Origin of the sequence: Acinetobacter sp. FDAARGOS_494, from assembly GCF_003812225.1 — a bacterium.
Taxonomy (GTDB): domain Bacteria; phylum Pseudomonadota; class Gammaproteobacteria; order Pseudomonadales; family Moraxellaceae; genus Acinetobacter; species Acinetobacter baumannii.
This window is the reverse complement of sequence record NZ_CP033866.1, coordinates 828623-843193: the sequence shown is the minus strand read 5'-3', so window position 1 is coordinate 843193 and position 14571 is coordinate 828623. Positions and strand designations below refer to the sequence as shown.

At 38.4% G+C, this 14571-nt stretch carries 12 protein-coding genes and 3 tRNA genes; 8 read left to right on the top strand and 7 right to left on the bottom strand.

The window, feature by feature from the left end; genetic code table 11:
- The first annotated feature begins 134 nt into the window (after nt 1–134).
- Nucleotides 135–449, top strand: a complete 315-nt coding sequence (locus tag EG365_RS04165) for a DUF5713 family protein (protein WP_000461267.1) — start codon at nt 135–137, stop codon at nt 447–449.
- Here EG365_RS04165 and EG365_RS04160 read toward each other — a convergent pair whose 3' ends face one another.
- On the bottom strand, nt 450–794 hold the full coding sequence (locus EG365_RS04160) for a hypothetical protein (RefSeq protein WP_025467456.1): 345 nt from the start codon (nt 792–794) through the stop codon (nt 450–452). It abuts the gene before it with no gap.
- 75 nt (nt 795–869) lie between these two features.
- Nucleotides 870–955: transfer RNA gene (locus EG365_RS04155), tRNA-Leu, on the bottom strand.
- 196 nt (nt 956–1151) lie between these two features.
- Between EG365_RS04155 and EG365_RS04150 the strand changes: the two genes are divergently transcribed.
- Nucleotides 1152–2915, top strand: a complete 1764-nt coding sequence (locus EG365_RS04150) for an alkaline phosphatase D family protein (protein WP_001290926.1) — start codon at nt 1152–1154, stop codon at nt 2913–2915.
- Between the two features lie 102 nt (nt 2916–3017).
- Here EG365_RS04150 and EG365_RS04145 read toward each other — a convergent pair.
- Nucleotides 3018–3103, bottom strand: a tRNA-Leu gene (locus tag EG365_RS04145).
- Between the two features lie 11 nt (nt 3104–3114).
- Nucleotides 3115–3188: transfer RNA gene (locus EG365_RS04140), tRNA-Cys, on the bottom strand.
- A 152-nt stretch (nt 3189–3340) separates the two neighbouring features.
- Between EG365_RS04140 and folD the strand changes: the two genes are divergently transcribed.
- Both folD and EG365_RS04130 read left to right on the top strand, forming a co-directional pair.
- Complete coding sequence (gene folD / locus EG365_RS04135; RefSeq protein ID WP_001229847.1) at nt 3341–4189, top strand: bifunctional methylenetetrahydrofolate dehydrogenase/methenyltetrahydrofolate cyclohydrolase FolD; 849 nt, start codon at nt 3341–3343, stop codon at nt 4187–4189.
- A 240-nt stretch (nt 4190–4429) separates the two neighbouring features.
- Nucleotides 4430–5098: a class I SAM-dependent methyltransferase gene (locus EG365_RS04130; RefSeq protein WP_001278011.1), complete on the top strand. Its 669-nt coding sequence runs from the start codon at nt 4430–4432 to the stop codon at nt 5096–5098.
- A 22-nt stretch (nt 5099–5120) separates the two neighbouring features.
- On the opposite strand, the gene EG365_RS04125 is transcribed toward EG365_RS04130, so the two are convergent.
- Together EG365_RS04125 and EG365_RS04120 are read right to left on the bottom strand one after the other, a co-directional pair.
- A complete protein-coding gene (locus EG365_RS04125; RefSeq protein ID WP_001043188.1) occupies nt 5121–5543 on the bottom strand; it encodes a hypothetical protein in 423 nt (140 codons plus the stop codon).
- Nucleotides 5544–5659: 116 nt separating this feature from the next.
- Entirely contained in the window at nt 5660–6991 is a 1332-nt protein-coding gene (locus EG365_RS04120) for an MFS transporter (RefSeq protein WP_001984607.1), read from the bottom strand.
- A gap of 374 nt (nt 6992–7365) precedes the next feature.
- Here EG365_RS04120 and glpK point away from each other — a divergent pair, with 374 nt between their 5' ends.
- Together glpK and glpD are read left to right on the top strand one after the other, a co-directional pair.
- A complete protein-coding gene (gene glpK, locus EG365_RS04115) occupies nt 7366–8874 on the top strand; it encodes a glycerol kinase GlpK (RefSeq protein ID WP_000063779.1) in 1509 nt (502 codons plus the stop codon).
- A 154-nt stretch (nt 8875–9028) separates the two neighbouring features.
- Nucleotides 9029–10546 carry a glycerol-3-phosphate dehydrogenase gene (gene glpD / locus EG365_RS04110; RefSeq protein WP_000868064.1) on the top strand — a complete coding sequence of 506 codons (1518 nt, stop codon included), beginning with the start codon at nt 9029–9031 and terminating at the stop codon, nt 10544–10546.
- A gap of 41 nt (nt 10547–10587) precedes the next feature.
- Here the strand turns inward: glpD and EG365_RS04105 are convergent, their stop codons facing one another.
- Nucleotides 10588–12420, bottom strand: coding sequence for a phosphoenolpyruvate carboxykinase (GTP) (locus tag EG365_RS04105; protein WP_000214355.1), 1833 nt, complete (start codon nt 12418–12420; stop codon nt 10588–10590).
- Between the two features lie 391 nt (nt 12421–12811).
- Here EG365_RS04105 and EG365_RS04100 point away from each other — a divergent pair, with 391 nt between their 5' ends.
- Nucleotides 12812–13750 (top strand): diacylglycerol/lipid kinase family protein, encoded by a 939-nt coding sequence (locus tag EG365_RS04100; RefSeq protein WP_001247650.1) that lies wholly within the window; start codon nt 12812–12814, stop codon nt 13748–13750.
- Nucleotides 13731–14489: a metallophosphoesterase family protein gene (locus EG365_RS04095; protein ID WP_000924309.1), complete on the top strand. Its 759-nt coding sequence runs from the start codon at nt 13731–13733 to the stop codon at nt 14487–14489. Before EG365_RS04100 ends, EG365_RS04095 begins: the two co-directional genes overlap by 20 nt.
- Nucleotides 14490–14571: the final 82 nt, after the last annotated feature.

The window sequence follows — 14571 nt, the reverse complement described above, 5'->3', positions numbered from 1 at the left end:
ATAATGACGTTATAAAATTGGACTCACTCAGTGCTCATTAAAATAGAGTGGATGAGTGAGTCGGGTAAATATCTCGTGATTTTTACGAAAATATGTTATAAGCGGCAAGTTTTTGCTGTTGTGTAAACTTTTGTATGTTTGAAGACTTACTTCTCCCAATGTTTGATGATGAATATTATCCAGATATTTTGGTCGCTGAACTCAAGCAGCTTATTGAGCAATTTGCTAAAAAAGTTCAAAAACCTGCGTTAGCTGAGCAAGATATCTATCGATACGCTCATCAAACTGTAAATGAAATTAATGAAATGAAGCCACAGTTCGAAGATCTAGACTCATCGCTTGATGATAGTGCTGCTGATTATATTGCTGAGGCAATGATGATGGTGGTACAAGATGCAGGATATTTGGATCTGGAAATGGAAGAGTTGGTGATGAATCGAGAGTGGTGATTACTCTCGATTTTCAAAATTTTTGAGAGCATCTAATAAATGACATGTCTCGTCTAAGTGAACTTCGTCTATTTTCTCAATTTTTAAAATTAAATTTCCATTCTGCTGTTCATTTACTTCTGCCAACACGCTGACCCAATAGTTTTTTTGTTGCTGCTGTAGCTCTTTAAATTGAGTAAATATCTCTTGAGGGGCTTCAATTAGATAGTCATCTTGAGTAATAGAGCAGCGTACAAAGTGCCAATCATTATTTTTGAACAAGATTGTACCGTTAAATATATCTTTGGCATTTGCAAAGGGTATAAAAAAGAGTAGAGCGGATATAAATATTAATATTCTGATCATGGCATTATTTTCATCAGGCATAAAAAAACCAGCTTACGCTGGATTCTTTATGGCACCAAATTCAATAGTTGAAAATGGTGCCCGGGGCCGGACTCGAACCGGCACGCTTTGAGGGCGGGGGATTTTAAATCCCCTGTGTCTACCTATTTCACCACCCGGGCATGTGCGCAATAATAGAGGACAAGTGCGCGATTGGCAAGAGAAAAACAGAGAGTTTGCTTTATTTTCAATCAGTTCTTATCAGTATTTCTATAAATTAACCAATTTATGTCATGATTTGTTCATCAAACTGAGATCAGTTGTTCATCTTCTCTACTTAAGTTTAAGACACTCATTGCTTAAAACTTAGGTAATTTTATGTCAGAGAAAATTTCACGCCGAGAATTAATTCAAAAAAGTCTGCTCGGTTTTGGGGCTTTATCTATACCTGTTGCTTTTACAGGTTGTAATGATGGCTCAGATGATGAAAGCCCAGAAATACAAGCAGATTTTCTTCATGGTGTCGCAAGCGGGGATCCACTACAAGATAAAGTTATTTTGTGGACACGAGTAACACCGACAGACTCTGGGGTGCGCTTAAAAGTTGTATGGGAAATTTCAACCGATAATCAGTTTAAACAAAATTTAAAGACGGGAATGGTTGAAACAAGCAAGACTGATGACTTTACAGTGAAAGTTGATGCAGCTGGGTTACAAGCAGATACGGTGTACTACTACCGTTTTAAATTTGGTAATAAAGTTTCACCGGTTGGGCAGACGAAAACATTACCAACATCCACCAATAAAGTGAGCTTTGCAGTATGTTCTTGTTCTAACTATCCTGCGGGTTACTTTTATGTTTATCGTGAACTGGCAAAACAGAATGTTGATGTCATTATTCACTTGGGTGACTATATTTATGAATATGGGGCAGATGGCTATGCGACAGAAGATGCAACCAAGTTAGGCCGTAATTTACCTGCCGATAATAATAAAGAAATTATTAAATTAGATGATTACCGCAAACGTTATGCGCTTTATCGTCAAGATAAAGATTTGCAAGCAGCTCATCAGCGCCATCCTTTTATTGTGATTTGGGATGACCATGAGTTGGCAAATGATGCTTGGCGTGAGGGGGCGGAAAACCATCAAAGTAATGAAGGGGCCTTTTCGGACCGTAAATTAGCTGCCCTACAGGCCTATTTTGAATGGATGCCAATTCGTCCAGTTTCTAGTACAGATCATTTAAATATTTATCGCCAGTTTAATTTTGGCTCTCTTGTTCAGTTAACCATGCTAGATACGCGTATTATTGCGCGTGATAAGCAGCTTGCATATACAGACTATATGACGGCTACAGGCTTGGATATTGCAAAGTTTCAGGCAGATTTAACTAATCCGGTGCGTACTTTGATGGGATATACGCAAAGAGATTGGTTGGTCGATAAATTAAAGCAATCTACAGCAACATGGAATGTAGTAGGACAGCAAGTATTAATGAGTAAAATGTGGATTCCAGCTGAGTTGTTGGCGTCTTTAGGGCAAATTACTTCAGGAGGAACTTCGCCTGAGGCGCTTGCTAAGATGAATGCACAAATTACCGAGTTAGTCGCTTTAAAACTTCGTTTACAACAAAATGATCCGACATTAACAGCCCAAGAAAAAGCAAGAATTATGATGGTTGCGCCATATAATCTCGATGCTTGGGATGGTTACTATGCTGAGCGAGAGTTTGTGTACGATAAATTGGCAGAGTTTAATAAAAAGATCATTGTGTTAGCCGGGGATACACATAATGCATGGGCATCTTATTTATATAGCCAGAAAGGGAAATATGTTGGAGTTGAATTAGCGACCAGTTCTGTATCGTCTCCAGGTTTAGAAAAATATTTAAGTATTCCACTGGCTCAGCTTCAACAGTTTGAATTTGCATTTACTACATTAATTGATGAATTGGTTTATTGTAATTTAAATCAACGAGGATATCTGTTGGTTACTCTAGATCAGGCGCAAGTTCATTCTGAGTGGAGATTTGTAGATTCAATTAAAAATACCGAATATCAGATAGATTCAAGCCGACAAAACGATATTGTATTGAATCTAAATTTGATGCCGTTAAAACAAGGTCAAAAGACTGCTTGAAATTATAGAAAATTAGAGGGTTGCTGAGGTAACCCTTTTTTTAGGCATAAAAAAACCAGCTTACGCTGGATTCTTTATGACACCATATTCAGTACTTGAAGATGGTGCCCGGGGCCGGACTCGAACCGGCACGCTTTGAGGGCGGGGGATTTTAAATCCCCTGTGTCTACCTATTTCACCACCCGGGCTTTACCAAATTTGGAGGCGGAGGTCGGAATCGAACCGGCGTCCACGGAGTTGCAGTCCGCTGCATGACCACTCTGCCACCCCGCCTGCATTTGGTGATGCACATATTAGCAACCTTTACAAAAAAAACAATACTGTTTTGAGCGAAGATGCACATAAAAACAACATCTAGAATAAAATTGTCGAAATTATCATGTATTATTGGCACATTAAATTCATGTCTACCTTGGAGATGTGCTGTGGCATTGGTTTTAGACGGTCGTGCATTAGCAAAGCAAATTGAAGAAAATTTGTTGGTACGTGTTGAAGCTTTAAAAGCGAAAACAGGTCGTACCCCAATTTTAGCGACTATTTTGGTTGGGGATGATGGTGCTTCTGCAACTTATGTACGTATGAAAGGGAATGCCTGCCGCCGAGTAGGTATGGATTCATTAAAAATCGAATTACCACAAGAAACCACAACAGAACAATTATTAGCTGAAATTGAAAAGCTTAATGCCAATCCAGATGTTCACGGTATTCTTTTACAGCATCCAGTTCCTGCACAAATTGATGAGCGCGCATGTTTTGATGCAATCTCTTTAGCAAAAGATGTAGATGGCGTAACTTGCCTTGGTTTTGGCCGTATGGCAATGGGTGAAGCTGCATATGGTTCAGCGACTCCTGCTGGCATTATGACGATTCTTAAAGAAAACAATATCGAAATTGCTGGCAAACACGCGGTTGTAGTTGGTCGTTCAGCAATTTTAGGTAAACCAATGGCAATGATGTTGTTGCAAGCAAATGCGACAGTAACGATTTGTCATTCACGTACACAAAACTTACCTGAGCTTGTGAAACAAGCTGACATTATTGTTGGTGCTGTAGGTAAAGCTGAACTTATTCAAAAAGATTGGATTAAACAAGGTGCAGTTGTTGTTGACGCTGGTTTCCATCCACGTGATGGCGGTGGTGTAGGCGATATTCAATTACAAGGTATTGAAGAAGTTGCTTCTGCTTATACACCTGTACCGGGTGGTGTTGGTCCAATGACCATTACAACTTTGATTCGTCAAACTGTAGAAGCTGCTGAAAAAGCTTTAGGTTAATTTAATTTATTCACGGCGGCATCCTACCGTTTAACGCAAATGTTAGGAGCTCGTATGTTACTTTTCTTTCGGGATGAGTAGCGAATGCTACGCAAGACCAAAACGGTTGCACTAATTAAAGCAGTGGAATTGAACTAACGTATTTTTAGTAACTAGCCACTATCATGCTTTAAGCTACTGTTTTAGTCTTGCTCGTTATGCAGATGATCAAATAGTAATTATAAATTGTTGAGCTTATTTATGAGCTGCACCTTTCAACTGTCCAAAGTCCCTGAACATTTACTTCAAGCCTTACATGAAGTCATTCCTCATTGTGAATTAATGGCACAACAGTTGCCAGAAACTCCAATTTCTTTATGGTTGATTCCACCTGTTTTTCCAACTGATCGGTTGGATGACGAAGTTATTCGCCGTATCTGGAATGACACGCCGTATTGGATTTTCTGTTGGGCATCAGGCTTGGCGATGGCTCAGTGGATACTTGCAGAGCCGCACCATGTTAAAGATAAAGTGGTGTTAGATTTCGGAGCAGGTTCTGGTGTAGTGGCAATTGCTGCAAAAATGGCAGGAGCAAAACGCGTAATCTGCTGTGATATTGATCAGGTCAGTTTAAATGCTTGCCGTGAAAATGCTTTACTTAATGATGTAGAACTCGAATATTTGGATGATTTATATAAGGCTGAACAAGTCGATGTTTTACTTGCTGCCGATGTGTTATATGACCAATGTAATCGCTTTTTCTTAGATGAATTTTTAAAATTTGCACCAGAAGTTTGGGTAGCAGATAGCCGAGTTAAAAATTTTAGTCATCCAAAATATGAAAAAATTGAAGAAAGAAGTGCAACAACTTGGCCAGATCTGGATGAAGCGAAAGAATTTAGAAATGTAAGTTTTTATAAGACGCTGTAAGAGAACAGCGCCTTTTTTTATGTTATGAACAAGTATAACGAACGACTTTTAATGTACTTGGACGTGCTTCAAGTGCTTGGCGTGTCGCATAATCTTCACCATTATTTAAGCTAGGTGTATTTGATAAGCCAAAAGAAGCGCGGGTTTCACCTAGTTGAATTCCGTAATGCTCATCTTTAGCTGGATTAGGAATTTCATTGATGCTTAAAATTGATAATTTATAAACTTTCTGAGCACCTAACACATTTTGACAAGCACGTTGCAATTTACGCTCATCAAGTTGCTGGTTACTACGACCAGCTAAAGTGTAAGCTAAAGTCGCTGAAGTTTTTGTTTGGTTTTCAATCTGGTAGCCAGTTGAACCATTATATTGTCGAGGCGTAGTCTGACATGCAGTTAAAATGAACATACTACTTAATGCCAAACATAGAATACTTTTATTCATCAGTATCGTCCTTATTTTCTTATATGAAGTATCTCATAAAATAGAAACGTTGTTGGAGCTTATTCACTAAGTTAGAGCTAACATTCACTTATGATATTAGCTCTAATTGAAGGATTTTAATGTTCTTTAATTTTTGAATGATGCTTGGTGTCTTTCATGAAGATATAAATCAGCAATGAAATGAAAATCATGATACTGACGTAAATAAAGAACCAAGATTCGTGCCCGGCTTCTTTAAAACTTAATGCAAAAAACTCGGCTGTACCACCAAATAAAGTATTCGCAATTGCATAAGGTAATGCGACACCTAAAGCTCGAATATGTGCAGGGAAAAGTTCAGCTTTCACTACAGCATTAATTGATGTGTAGCCAGTTACCATGACTAGTCCACCTAAACATAACCAGAAAGCAGTCCAGTAGTTATGCGTGTTTGCAAGTGTATCAAACAAAATATAAGTGAATAAAACACCTGTAACCCCGAAGGCGATCATAAGCGGTTTACGGCCAATTCGATCTGATAAGGCACCTGCCAATGGCTGTAAGCACATAAAGATGAATAAGGCTAAAGTGGTAATTTGAGTAGCCTCAGGCTTGGTAAAACCAGAAGTATTCACTAAATATTTCTGTAAATAGGTGGTGTAAGTATAAAAAGCTAAAGTACCACCAGCAGTTAGGAATAATACAGTGAAGGCCTCTTTAGGATAATGTTTAAATAAAGCAAACATTCCTGATTTCGGCTGATCTGTTTCTGCTTGAGCGTTTTTAAAGGATTGAGTTTCCAATAAGCCACGACGAATACGGAACACCACAATAGCTAAAAGGGCTCCGATGAAAAACGGAACACGCCATCCCCAGTCATGCAGTTGTTCTTCGGTGAGTATCATTTGCAAGATGAGTAGTACGCATAAAGCTGTAAGCTGTCCTGCAATTAAAGTGACATATTGGAAGCTTGAGAAAAAACCACGTCGATCTTTTTCTGCCATTTCACTTAAATACGTTGCACTTGCGCCATATTCACCGCCTACACTTAAGCCTTGAATTAAACGTGCAATAACCAAAAGCAATGGAGCAAATACGCCAATACTTTCGTAGGAAGGTGTAACAGCAATCAGTAGCGAACCGATACACATTAAAGTAACGGAAAGCGTAAGGCCCGCTTTACGTCCTTTACGGTCAGAATAGATCCCCATAATCCATGCGCCAATGGGACGCATAAGGAAACCCACTGCAAAAATAGCGGCAGCTTGAAGAAGTTGAGCGGTTTGACTTCCTTTTGGGAAAAATGCATGAGCAAAATAGAGCGTAAATGCGGCATATACATACCAGTCGTACCATTCGACAAGGTTACCGGCAGAACCGCCCAAAATTGATTTTAGACGGGTTTTTGTATCTAAATTAGAATGTGGAGTTGTTGCGGTAGAAGGTTGATCAACCATGATTCGCTCCATGTTTCGCTTGGGTTGAATGCTAAAAAAGAGAAGATTTATTCCGTTTTTACATATTATCTACAGGAGTATTTCACTTTATTTTTTTTATGTCTGTAAAACAATGTTTATTATTTAAGCAAAGGAATAAGTTGAATATTTATGTGATTTCAAATTAGCCGATCAGCATATTTTTATCTTCTAATTTCAATATTTTTCTTATTACTTTTTTCCATGCAGTAAAAAATTGATAAAGAATGGGTAATGTTTGGACGAAGAAACCCTATACCACTTAAAAATAATGATATATTCCAAAGAAAATTTTAAATAAATACAGTTAGGCATGATGTTTTTGCATTGTGGGCTAGATGTGTGTGGAAAATGAAAGGGACATTCAGATGTCAAATTGCCCGAAAAAATATATTGTCGCTTTTGATCAGGGAACAACAAGCTCAAGAGCAATTGTTTTAGATCATGATGCGAACGTTGTCAGTATTGCTCAAAGAGAATTTACCCAGATTTACCCTCAGCCAGGTTGGGTTGAGCATGATCCTATGGAAATTTGGGCAACTCAAAGTGCTGTATGGGTCGAAGCATTGGCTCAAGCTGGCATCAAGAGTGAACAAGTTGCGGCAATTGGAATTACAAACCAACGGGAAACCACTATTGTCTGGGACAAAAAAACAGGAAGACCTATTTACAATGCGATTGTTTGGCAAAGCCGACAAACAACGGAAATATGCAATCAATTGTATAAAGCAGGTTGGCAAGAATATATCCGTAAGACCACTGGTTTAGTCATTGATCCATATTTCTCGGCCACAAAAATTAAATGGATTTTGGATCATGTTGAAGGCAGCCGTGAGCGTGCTGAACGAGGAGAGCTATTATTCGGTACGGTGGACACTTGGCTGATTTGGAAACTAACTAATGGGGCCGTCCATGTCACTGATTTTACCAATGCATCTCGAACCATGCTGTTTGATATCGAAAAGCTTGAGTGGGATGAAAAGCTTTTACAAGCTTTAGACATTCCTAGAGCAATGTTGCCGGAGGTTCGTAGTTCATCTGAGGTTTATGGATATACACATACCATTAGTGGACAAGAAGTAGGAATCCCAATTGCCGGAATCGCGGGTGATCAGCAGGCTGCGCTTTTTGGTCAAATGTGTGTTGAGTCGGGACAGGCTAAAAATACCTACGGTACTGGCTGTTTTCTACTCATGAATACGGGTAAAAAGATTGTCCGTTCAGAGCATGGATTACTCACAACTATTGCCTGTGGTGCGAGTGGTGAGGTGAACTATGCCTTAGAGGGTGCCGTATTTAACGGTGGTTCTTGCGTACAGTGGTTACGTGATGAATTAAAGGTTATTAAGAATGCTAAGGATTCCGAGCTTTATGCAACACGTGTAAAGGATAATAATGGTGTATATGTAGTACCTGCTTTTACCGGGTTAGGAGCACCGTATTGGGACCCGACAGCTCGCGGCGCAATTTTTGGTCTGACGCGTGGGGCTAGTATTGAACATATTATCCGCGCAACTCTAGAGTCTATAGCCTTTCAAACTCGGGATGTTTTAGATGCCATGCAACAAGATGCAGAAGAAGAGCTTCGTACACTCCGTGTCGATGGAGGAGTAACGGAAAATAATTTCTTAATGCAATTTCAGGCTGATATTTTAGCGACACCAGTAGAACGTCCAATAATGAAAGAAACTACTGCTTTGGGTGCAGCTTTCCTTGCTGGGCTGGCGACGGGTTTCTGGCAAGATCTACATGAGTTAAGAAATAAATCTGCCATAGAAAAGGTATTTGAGCCAAAAATGTCTTCTGAGCAATCTGAGATGATTTATAAGGGTTGGCTCAAGGCAGTTAAACGTAGTCAAAGTTGGGCTGAGGATTAGTTCGTTCTTTAACTGGTTGAATTCACTAGTAGGGTAATCAATTAACGGTTAAACACTTAGTTATTTAAAATTGATTATTCTACTTTTTTGATTGTTGTTTCATCAATTTGATGTTTTAATTTTTATAAGATCAACAATAAAAAGAACATGAGAAATGAAAGTACAACCTAATGATTATTCAAAAATATATGATCTTGCCGTAATTGGCGGTGGTATTAATGGTGTTGGTATTGCCAATGATGCAGCAGGGCGCGGATTATCGGTATTTTTATGTGAAAAAGATGATTTAGCCAGCCATACCTCATCTGCTAGCAGCAAATTAATTCATGGCGGCCTACGTTATTTAGAACATAAAGAATTCAGGCTGGTCAGAGAAGCATTAGCAGAGCGTGAAGTATTGCTAGCTAAAGCGCCACATATTATTAAACCAATGCGTTTTATCATGCCTCATCGACCCCATTTACGCCCTGCATGGCTAATTCGAGCAGGTCTATTTTTTTATGATCATTTGGGAAAACGAGAAAAATTATTAGGATCAAATCTCATTTATTTCAAAGAAGATAGCCCTTTAAAACCAGCGATAACACGTGGTTTTGAATATTCTGACTGTACTGTAGATGATGCGCGTCTTGTGGTATTAAATGCACTACAAGCTAAAGAGAAAGGGGCGAAAGTCGTTACACGTACGCGTTGTGTTAAGGCTTATAGGCAACAGGAATTGTGGCATCTGGAGTTACAAAGCGGAGCTGAGTTCTATCAGATACGTGCGAAAGCTATTGTAAATGCGGCGGGACCTTGGGTTGAAGAAATTATTAGTGAAAACCTGAGTTTAAGTTCACCTTATCAAATTAGGCTTATACAAGGAAGTCATATTGTTGTGCCAAAATTATATGACTGCCATAAGGCCTTTATTATGCAAAACGAAGATCGAAGGATCGTTTTTGCAATTCCTTATTTAGAAAAATATACCCTCATTGGTACAACAGATCAGGAATACACAGGTGATCCACAAAAAGTAGAGATTACTGATGTGGAAATCGATTACCTTTTGACAGTGACAAATTCACATTTTAAAAAGCAGTTGACGCGAGCTGATATTGTAAGTCAGTACTCGGGTGTGCGTGCTTTATGTGATGATGAGTCTGATAATCCATCTGCAATTACACGCGATTATACTTTGGCTCTACAGGCAGAAGATAAAACTACACCATTGCTCTCAGTGTTTGGGGGCAAGATTACAACTTACCGAAAGTTAGCCGAAGCTGCTTTAGAGCATCTGGCTCCGTTTTTTAATGACATGGCAGAGGAGTGGACTGCAGATGAGCCATTACCTGGCGCCGAAAACTGGACCACACTAGATGATTTAATCAATCAGATTAAAACACGTGTAAGTGGAATTTCTGACTCACTTGCCAACCGTTGGGCTCATGCATATGGCACAAGAGTGTGGAATATGCTTAAAGAGCGAAATGCTATAGAACAATTGGGTCAACATTTTGGCCATGATTTGTTTGAGTGTGAAGTCAGATATTTGTGTGAATATGAATGGGCTCACACAGCAGAAGATATACTTTGGCGCAGATCTAAATTAGGTTTGGCATTTGATGAAAAACAGGTAAAAGTTTTAGAAGCTTATTTATCTGAACGTCGATTAAAAGACGATGCCGCATAATAAAAAAGGTCGCACATGGCGACCTTTTTTATATAGAGCAATTAGAAGCCAGTTTTTACAGCTTCAAGTAAAGCTGCTTGACGTTCTTTTAATGCTTTAGGTAAGCGTTCGCCAAGTTTATTGAATAACTCAGTGTGGCTTTCAATTTCAGTAACCCACTGGTCTTTATCTTGATTTGTGATGAGGTCAAATTGTTCTTTAGTGAACTCAGTACCTTCCCAATTCAAGTCTTCATATGTTGGAACAAAACCGATAGGTGTTTCAACAGCGTTCGCACGACCTTCACAACGATCAATGATCCACTCAAGAACACGCATGTTTTGACCGAAACCAGGCCATACGAAGTTGCCTTCAGCATCACGACGGAACCAGTTTACATTGAAGATTTTTGGTAATTTGTTGCCAGAAGCTTCAGCTTTTTCACTTACTTTCGCACCAAGGTTTAACCAGTGGTCAAAGTAATCAGCCATATTATAGCCAGCAAATGGAAGCATCGCGAATGGGTCACGGCGAACAATACCTTGTTGACCAACAGCAGCAGCAGTAGTTTCAGAACCCATAGTTGCCGCTTTATATACACCGTCAACCCAGTCGAAAGCTTCAGAAACTAAAGGTACTGTATCTGCACGACGACCACCGAAGATGAATGCAGAAATTGGAACACCTGCTGGGTTTTCCCAATCAGCATCGATAGATGGACATTGACCTGCTGCAACAGTGAAACGAGCATTTGGATGTGCTGCTTTTTCGCCGTTTACGTGAGGTTGACCTTTCCAGTTAGTTAAGTTTGCTGGAACTTCTTTAGAAAGACCTTCCCACCATACTTGACCATCGTCAGTTACTGCTACGTTTGTATAGATAACGTCTTTGTGAAGAGTTGCCATACAGTTCGGGTTAGTTTTGGTATTTGTACCAGGTGCTACACCGAAGAAACCAGCTTCAGGGTTAATCGCATATAAGCGACCATCTTCACCTGGTTTAATCCAAGCAATATCGTCACCTACAGTTTCGATTTTCCAACCTTCATAACCTGCTGGTGGAATTAACATTGCAAAGTTTGTTTTACCACAAGCAGACGGGAATGCAGCAGCGATGTAGTGTTTTTCACCTTGAGGGTTAGTTACACCAAGAATAAGCATGTGTTCAGCTAACCAACCTTGTTCGCGTCCCATGACAGAAGCGATACGAAGAGCTAAACATTTTTTACCAAGTAACGCGTTACCGCCGTAACCAGAACCGAAAGACCAGATTTCGCGAGTTTCTGGGTAATGAACGATATATTTCTCTGGGTTACAAGGCCAAGCAACATCTTTTTGACCTTCAGCAAGTGGAGCACCTACTGTATGTACGCAAGGAACAAACTCGCCATCCGTACCTAATACGTCATAAACTGCTTTACCCATACGTGCCATTTTGCGCATGCTAACAGCTACATAAGGAGAGTCAGTTAACTCGATACCAATGTGAGCAATATGGCTACCTAAAGGACCCATAGAGAAAGGAACAACGTACATGGTACGGCCTTTCATTGAACCTTCAAATAAACCATTTAATTTTTCACGCATAACAGCTGGATCTTCCCAGTTGTTTGTCGCACCAGCATCTTCTTTATTTTGAGAGCAGATGTAAGTACGATCTTCAACACGCGCAACGTCAGATGGGTCAGAATTTGCAAGATAAGAACCAGGATGTTTTTCTTGGTTTAATTTCTGCATGGTGCCGTTAGCGATCATCAAGTCGATTAGACGTTGATACTCTTCTTCGCTTCCGTCACACCATTCGATTTTTGCTGGTTTGGTTAAGTTTGCAATTTCTTCAACCCATGCTATAAGCTTAGGATGACGAACGAATTCTGGTGCGTTCACTGTGGTCATGGTGAGGCCTATTCAAAATATGTACAACGTACAAGTCATTCATTGGGATACAATGAAAGATCAAATAAAAAAGTGGCTGTATTAAAGCATAAAATCATAAAAAAAATAAGACTAAAGACTAACTAGCAGATATTTGGAGTTTTCTTTATTTTTTAATGAAAATCATATGTTTATATGTTTTTATAAGGTTTTTGCTTTTATATTTTTATGTTATATGTATGTTATTTATCTAAATTATTTTGTTTAAAATCAATTAATTAGGCTTGAAAAATTTTTTTGAGAATTATTATTGATTATACAAATGAAGCTCATTCAAAATTTACATAAAGAGACTTTTAATAGGCGATTTTATATACAAAATAGAATAAAGAACTGACTTTACGATAATAAAATGCGGCCTTTGAAACCTCTTTCAATCATCTATAACGAAAAATCAGGATTTCATGCTTCAAAACATGAAGACGTCTATGAGCAGCTCATGACTGTATTTACAGAATATGGTTTTGAAATACAAGTATTTGAATTAAATGAAAATACATTATTTGATGATTTGATAAATAATGTTATTCATCGACATTCACAAAATGAAAATACAGGAGTGGTTGTTGCGGCAGGAGGAGACGGTACTTTAAATGCGGTTGCAACTAAACTTAAAAATACTTCTATTCCCATGGGAATTCTGCCTTTAGGGACTTTTAATTATGTTGCTAAAGTTTTAGAGATTCCGTTAGACCTTTTAGAGGCAGCGGAGGTTATTGCAACAGGTAAACCTAGGTCAGTACATGTAGCAGTTATTAATGATCATATTTATCTAAATAATGCCAGTTTAGGTTTATATCCTCTTTTTATCAAAAAACGCGAACTCTACAATAAATATTTAGGAAGACTGCCTTTACATGCCTATACCTCAGCTTTAGATGTTTTATTGAGAGAAAATAAATCAATGAAGCTTTCTATAACTGTAGATGGCAAGAAATACCCAGTTAAAGCGCCGCTCATTTTCTTTGGAAATAACCAATTGCAACTATGTGATATGAAGCTCAGAATTGCAGAATGTGCAGCACAGGGAAGAGTCGCTGGAGTTGTAATTACAAAAAGTGATAAGCTGAGTTTACTAAATATGCTTTGGCAATGGGTTCAAGGTAAAGTTGAAGATGCACAAGATGTATATAGTTTTTGTGCTGATCATGTCATTGTTGATTGTGCAAAGAAAACCAAACTCACAGTGGCCTTAGATGGAGAAATCATAGAGATGAAACCTCCTTTAAATTTCACTGTAGAAAAAAATGCTTTAAATATTATGGTGCCGAATGTTACTACATCTGTCTGATTTACACTTTGGGACAGAAAAAAAAGAGTGTTTAGAGGCAATAAGAGATTTTTGTATTCAGCAACAGCCTGAAGTGATTGTTGTGAGCGGCGATATTACTCAACGCGCCAAATATGAACAATTTTTTAAATGTCGACAGTATTTAGATAGCCTCAATATTCCTTATCTTGTGGTGCCTGGTAACCACGATATACCTTTGTATCATGTCTGGAACCGTTTTTTTTCTCCATTTACCCGTTATAGATATTTTTTTGGTGAATTAGAGCCGACTTTAGAAACTGAACATTTTTATATTGTTGGGGTGAATAGTATACGTCGTCGTTATCATACGCGTGGGCATATTTCGATTGAACAAATTCAAGCTACTTATGAGCGTTTAGACAGGGGACCTAAAAATAAAATAAAGCTAGTTGTTTTTCATCAACCCTTTTATACGCCCCCTGATAATAAGCATGGAATAAAAGATTGTCCGGTTCTGGGTAAAATCGCTTTAGAAAAGTGGAGTACAACTGGTCTATTTGGAATGTTACATGGGCATCTCCATAAAACAGCTATATATGATTTAACTCAGATTTATTCTCTAAAAATAGATCATCCTATTTTTGATATACATGCAGGTACAGCAACTTCTACTCGCCTATATCATCATAATCCAAATAGCTTTAATACAATTTCAAATGAAGGAAAAATTCAGCATTATTGGTTTAATTACGATTTAAAGATTTTTCAATTAATTTAATTTATAAAAATTCTATAAGACACTTAACTTATGAGTAGATTGATAAAATTTTATCCATTACAATGCTTAAGCTAAAAATTCT

Excerpts from the sequence above, each read along its gene's own strand:
- EG365_RS04165 (WP_000461267.1), top strand. The coding sequence starts at position 135 with ATGTTTGAAGACTTACTTCTCCCAATGTTTGATGATGAATATTATCCA.
- EG365_RS04160 (WP_025467456.1), bottom strand. The coding sequence starts at position 794 with ATGATCAGAATATTAATATTTATATCCGCTCTACTCTTTTTTATACCC.
- EG365_RS04150 (WP_001290926.1), top strand. The coding sequence starts at position 1,152 with ATGTCAGAGAAAATTTCACGCCGAGAATTAATTCAAAAAAGTCTGCTC.
- EG365_RS04130 (WP_001278011.1), top strand. The coding sequence starts at position 4,430 with ATGAGCTGCACCTTTCAACTGTCCAAAGTCCCTGAACATTTACTTCAA.
- EG365_RS04125 (WP_001043188.1), bottom strand. The coding sequence starts at position 5,543 with ATGAATAAAAGTATTCTATGTTTGGCATTAAGTAGTATGTTCATTTTA.
- EG365_RS04120 (WP_001984607.1), bottom strand. The coding sequence starts at position 6,991 with ATGGAGCGAATCATGGTTGATCAACCTTCTACCGCAACAACTCCACAT.
- glpK (WP_000063779.1), top strand. The coding sequence starts at position 7,366 with ATGTCAAATTGCCCGAAAAAATATATTGTCGCTTTTGATCAGGGAACA.
- glpD (WP_000868064.1), top strand. The coding sequence starts at position 9,029 with ATGAAAGTACAACCTAATGATTATTCAAAAATATATGATCTTGCCGTA.
- EG365_RS04105 (WP_000214355.1), bottom strand. The coding sequence starts at position 12,420 with ATGACCACAGTGAACGCACCAGAATTCGTTCGTCATCCTAAGCTTATA.
- EG365_RS04100 (WP_001247650.1), top strand. The coding sequence starts at position 12,812 with ATGCGGCCTTTGAAACCTCTTTCAATCATCTATAACGAAAAATCAGGA.
- EG365_RS04095 (WP_000924309.1), top strand. The coding sequence starts at position 13,731 with ATGTTACTACATCTGTCTGATTTACACTTTGGGACAGAAAAAAAAGAG.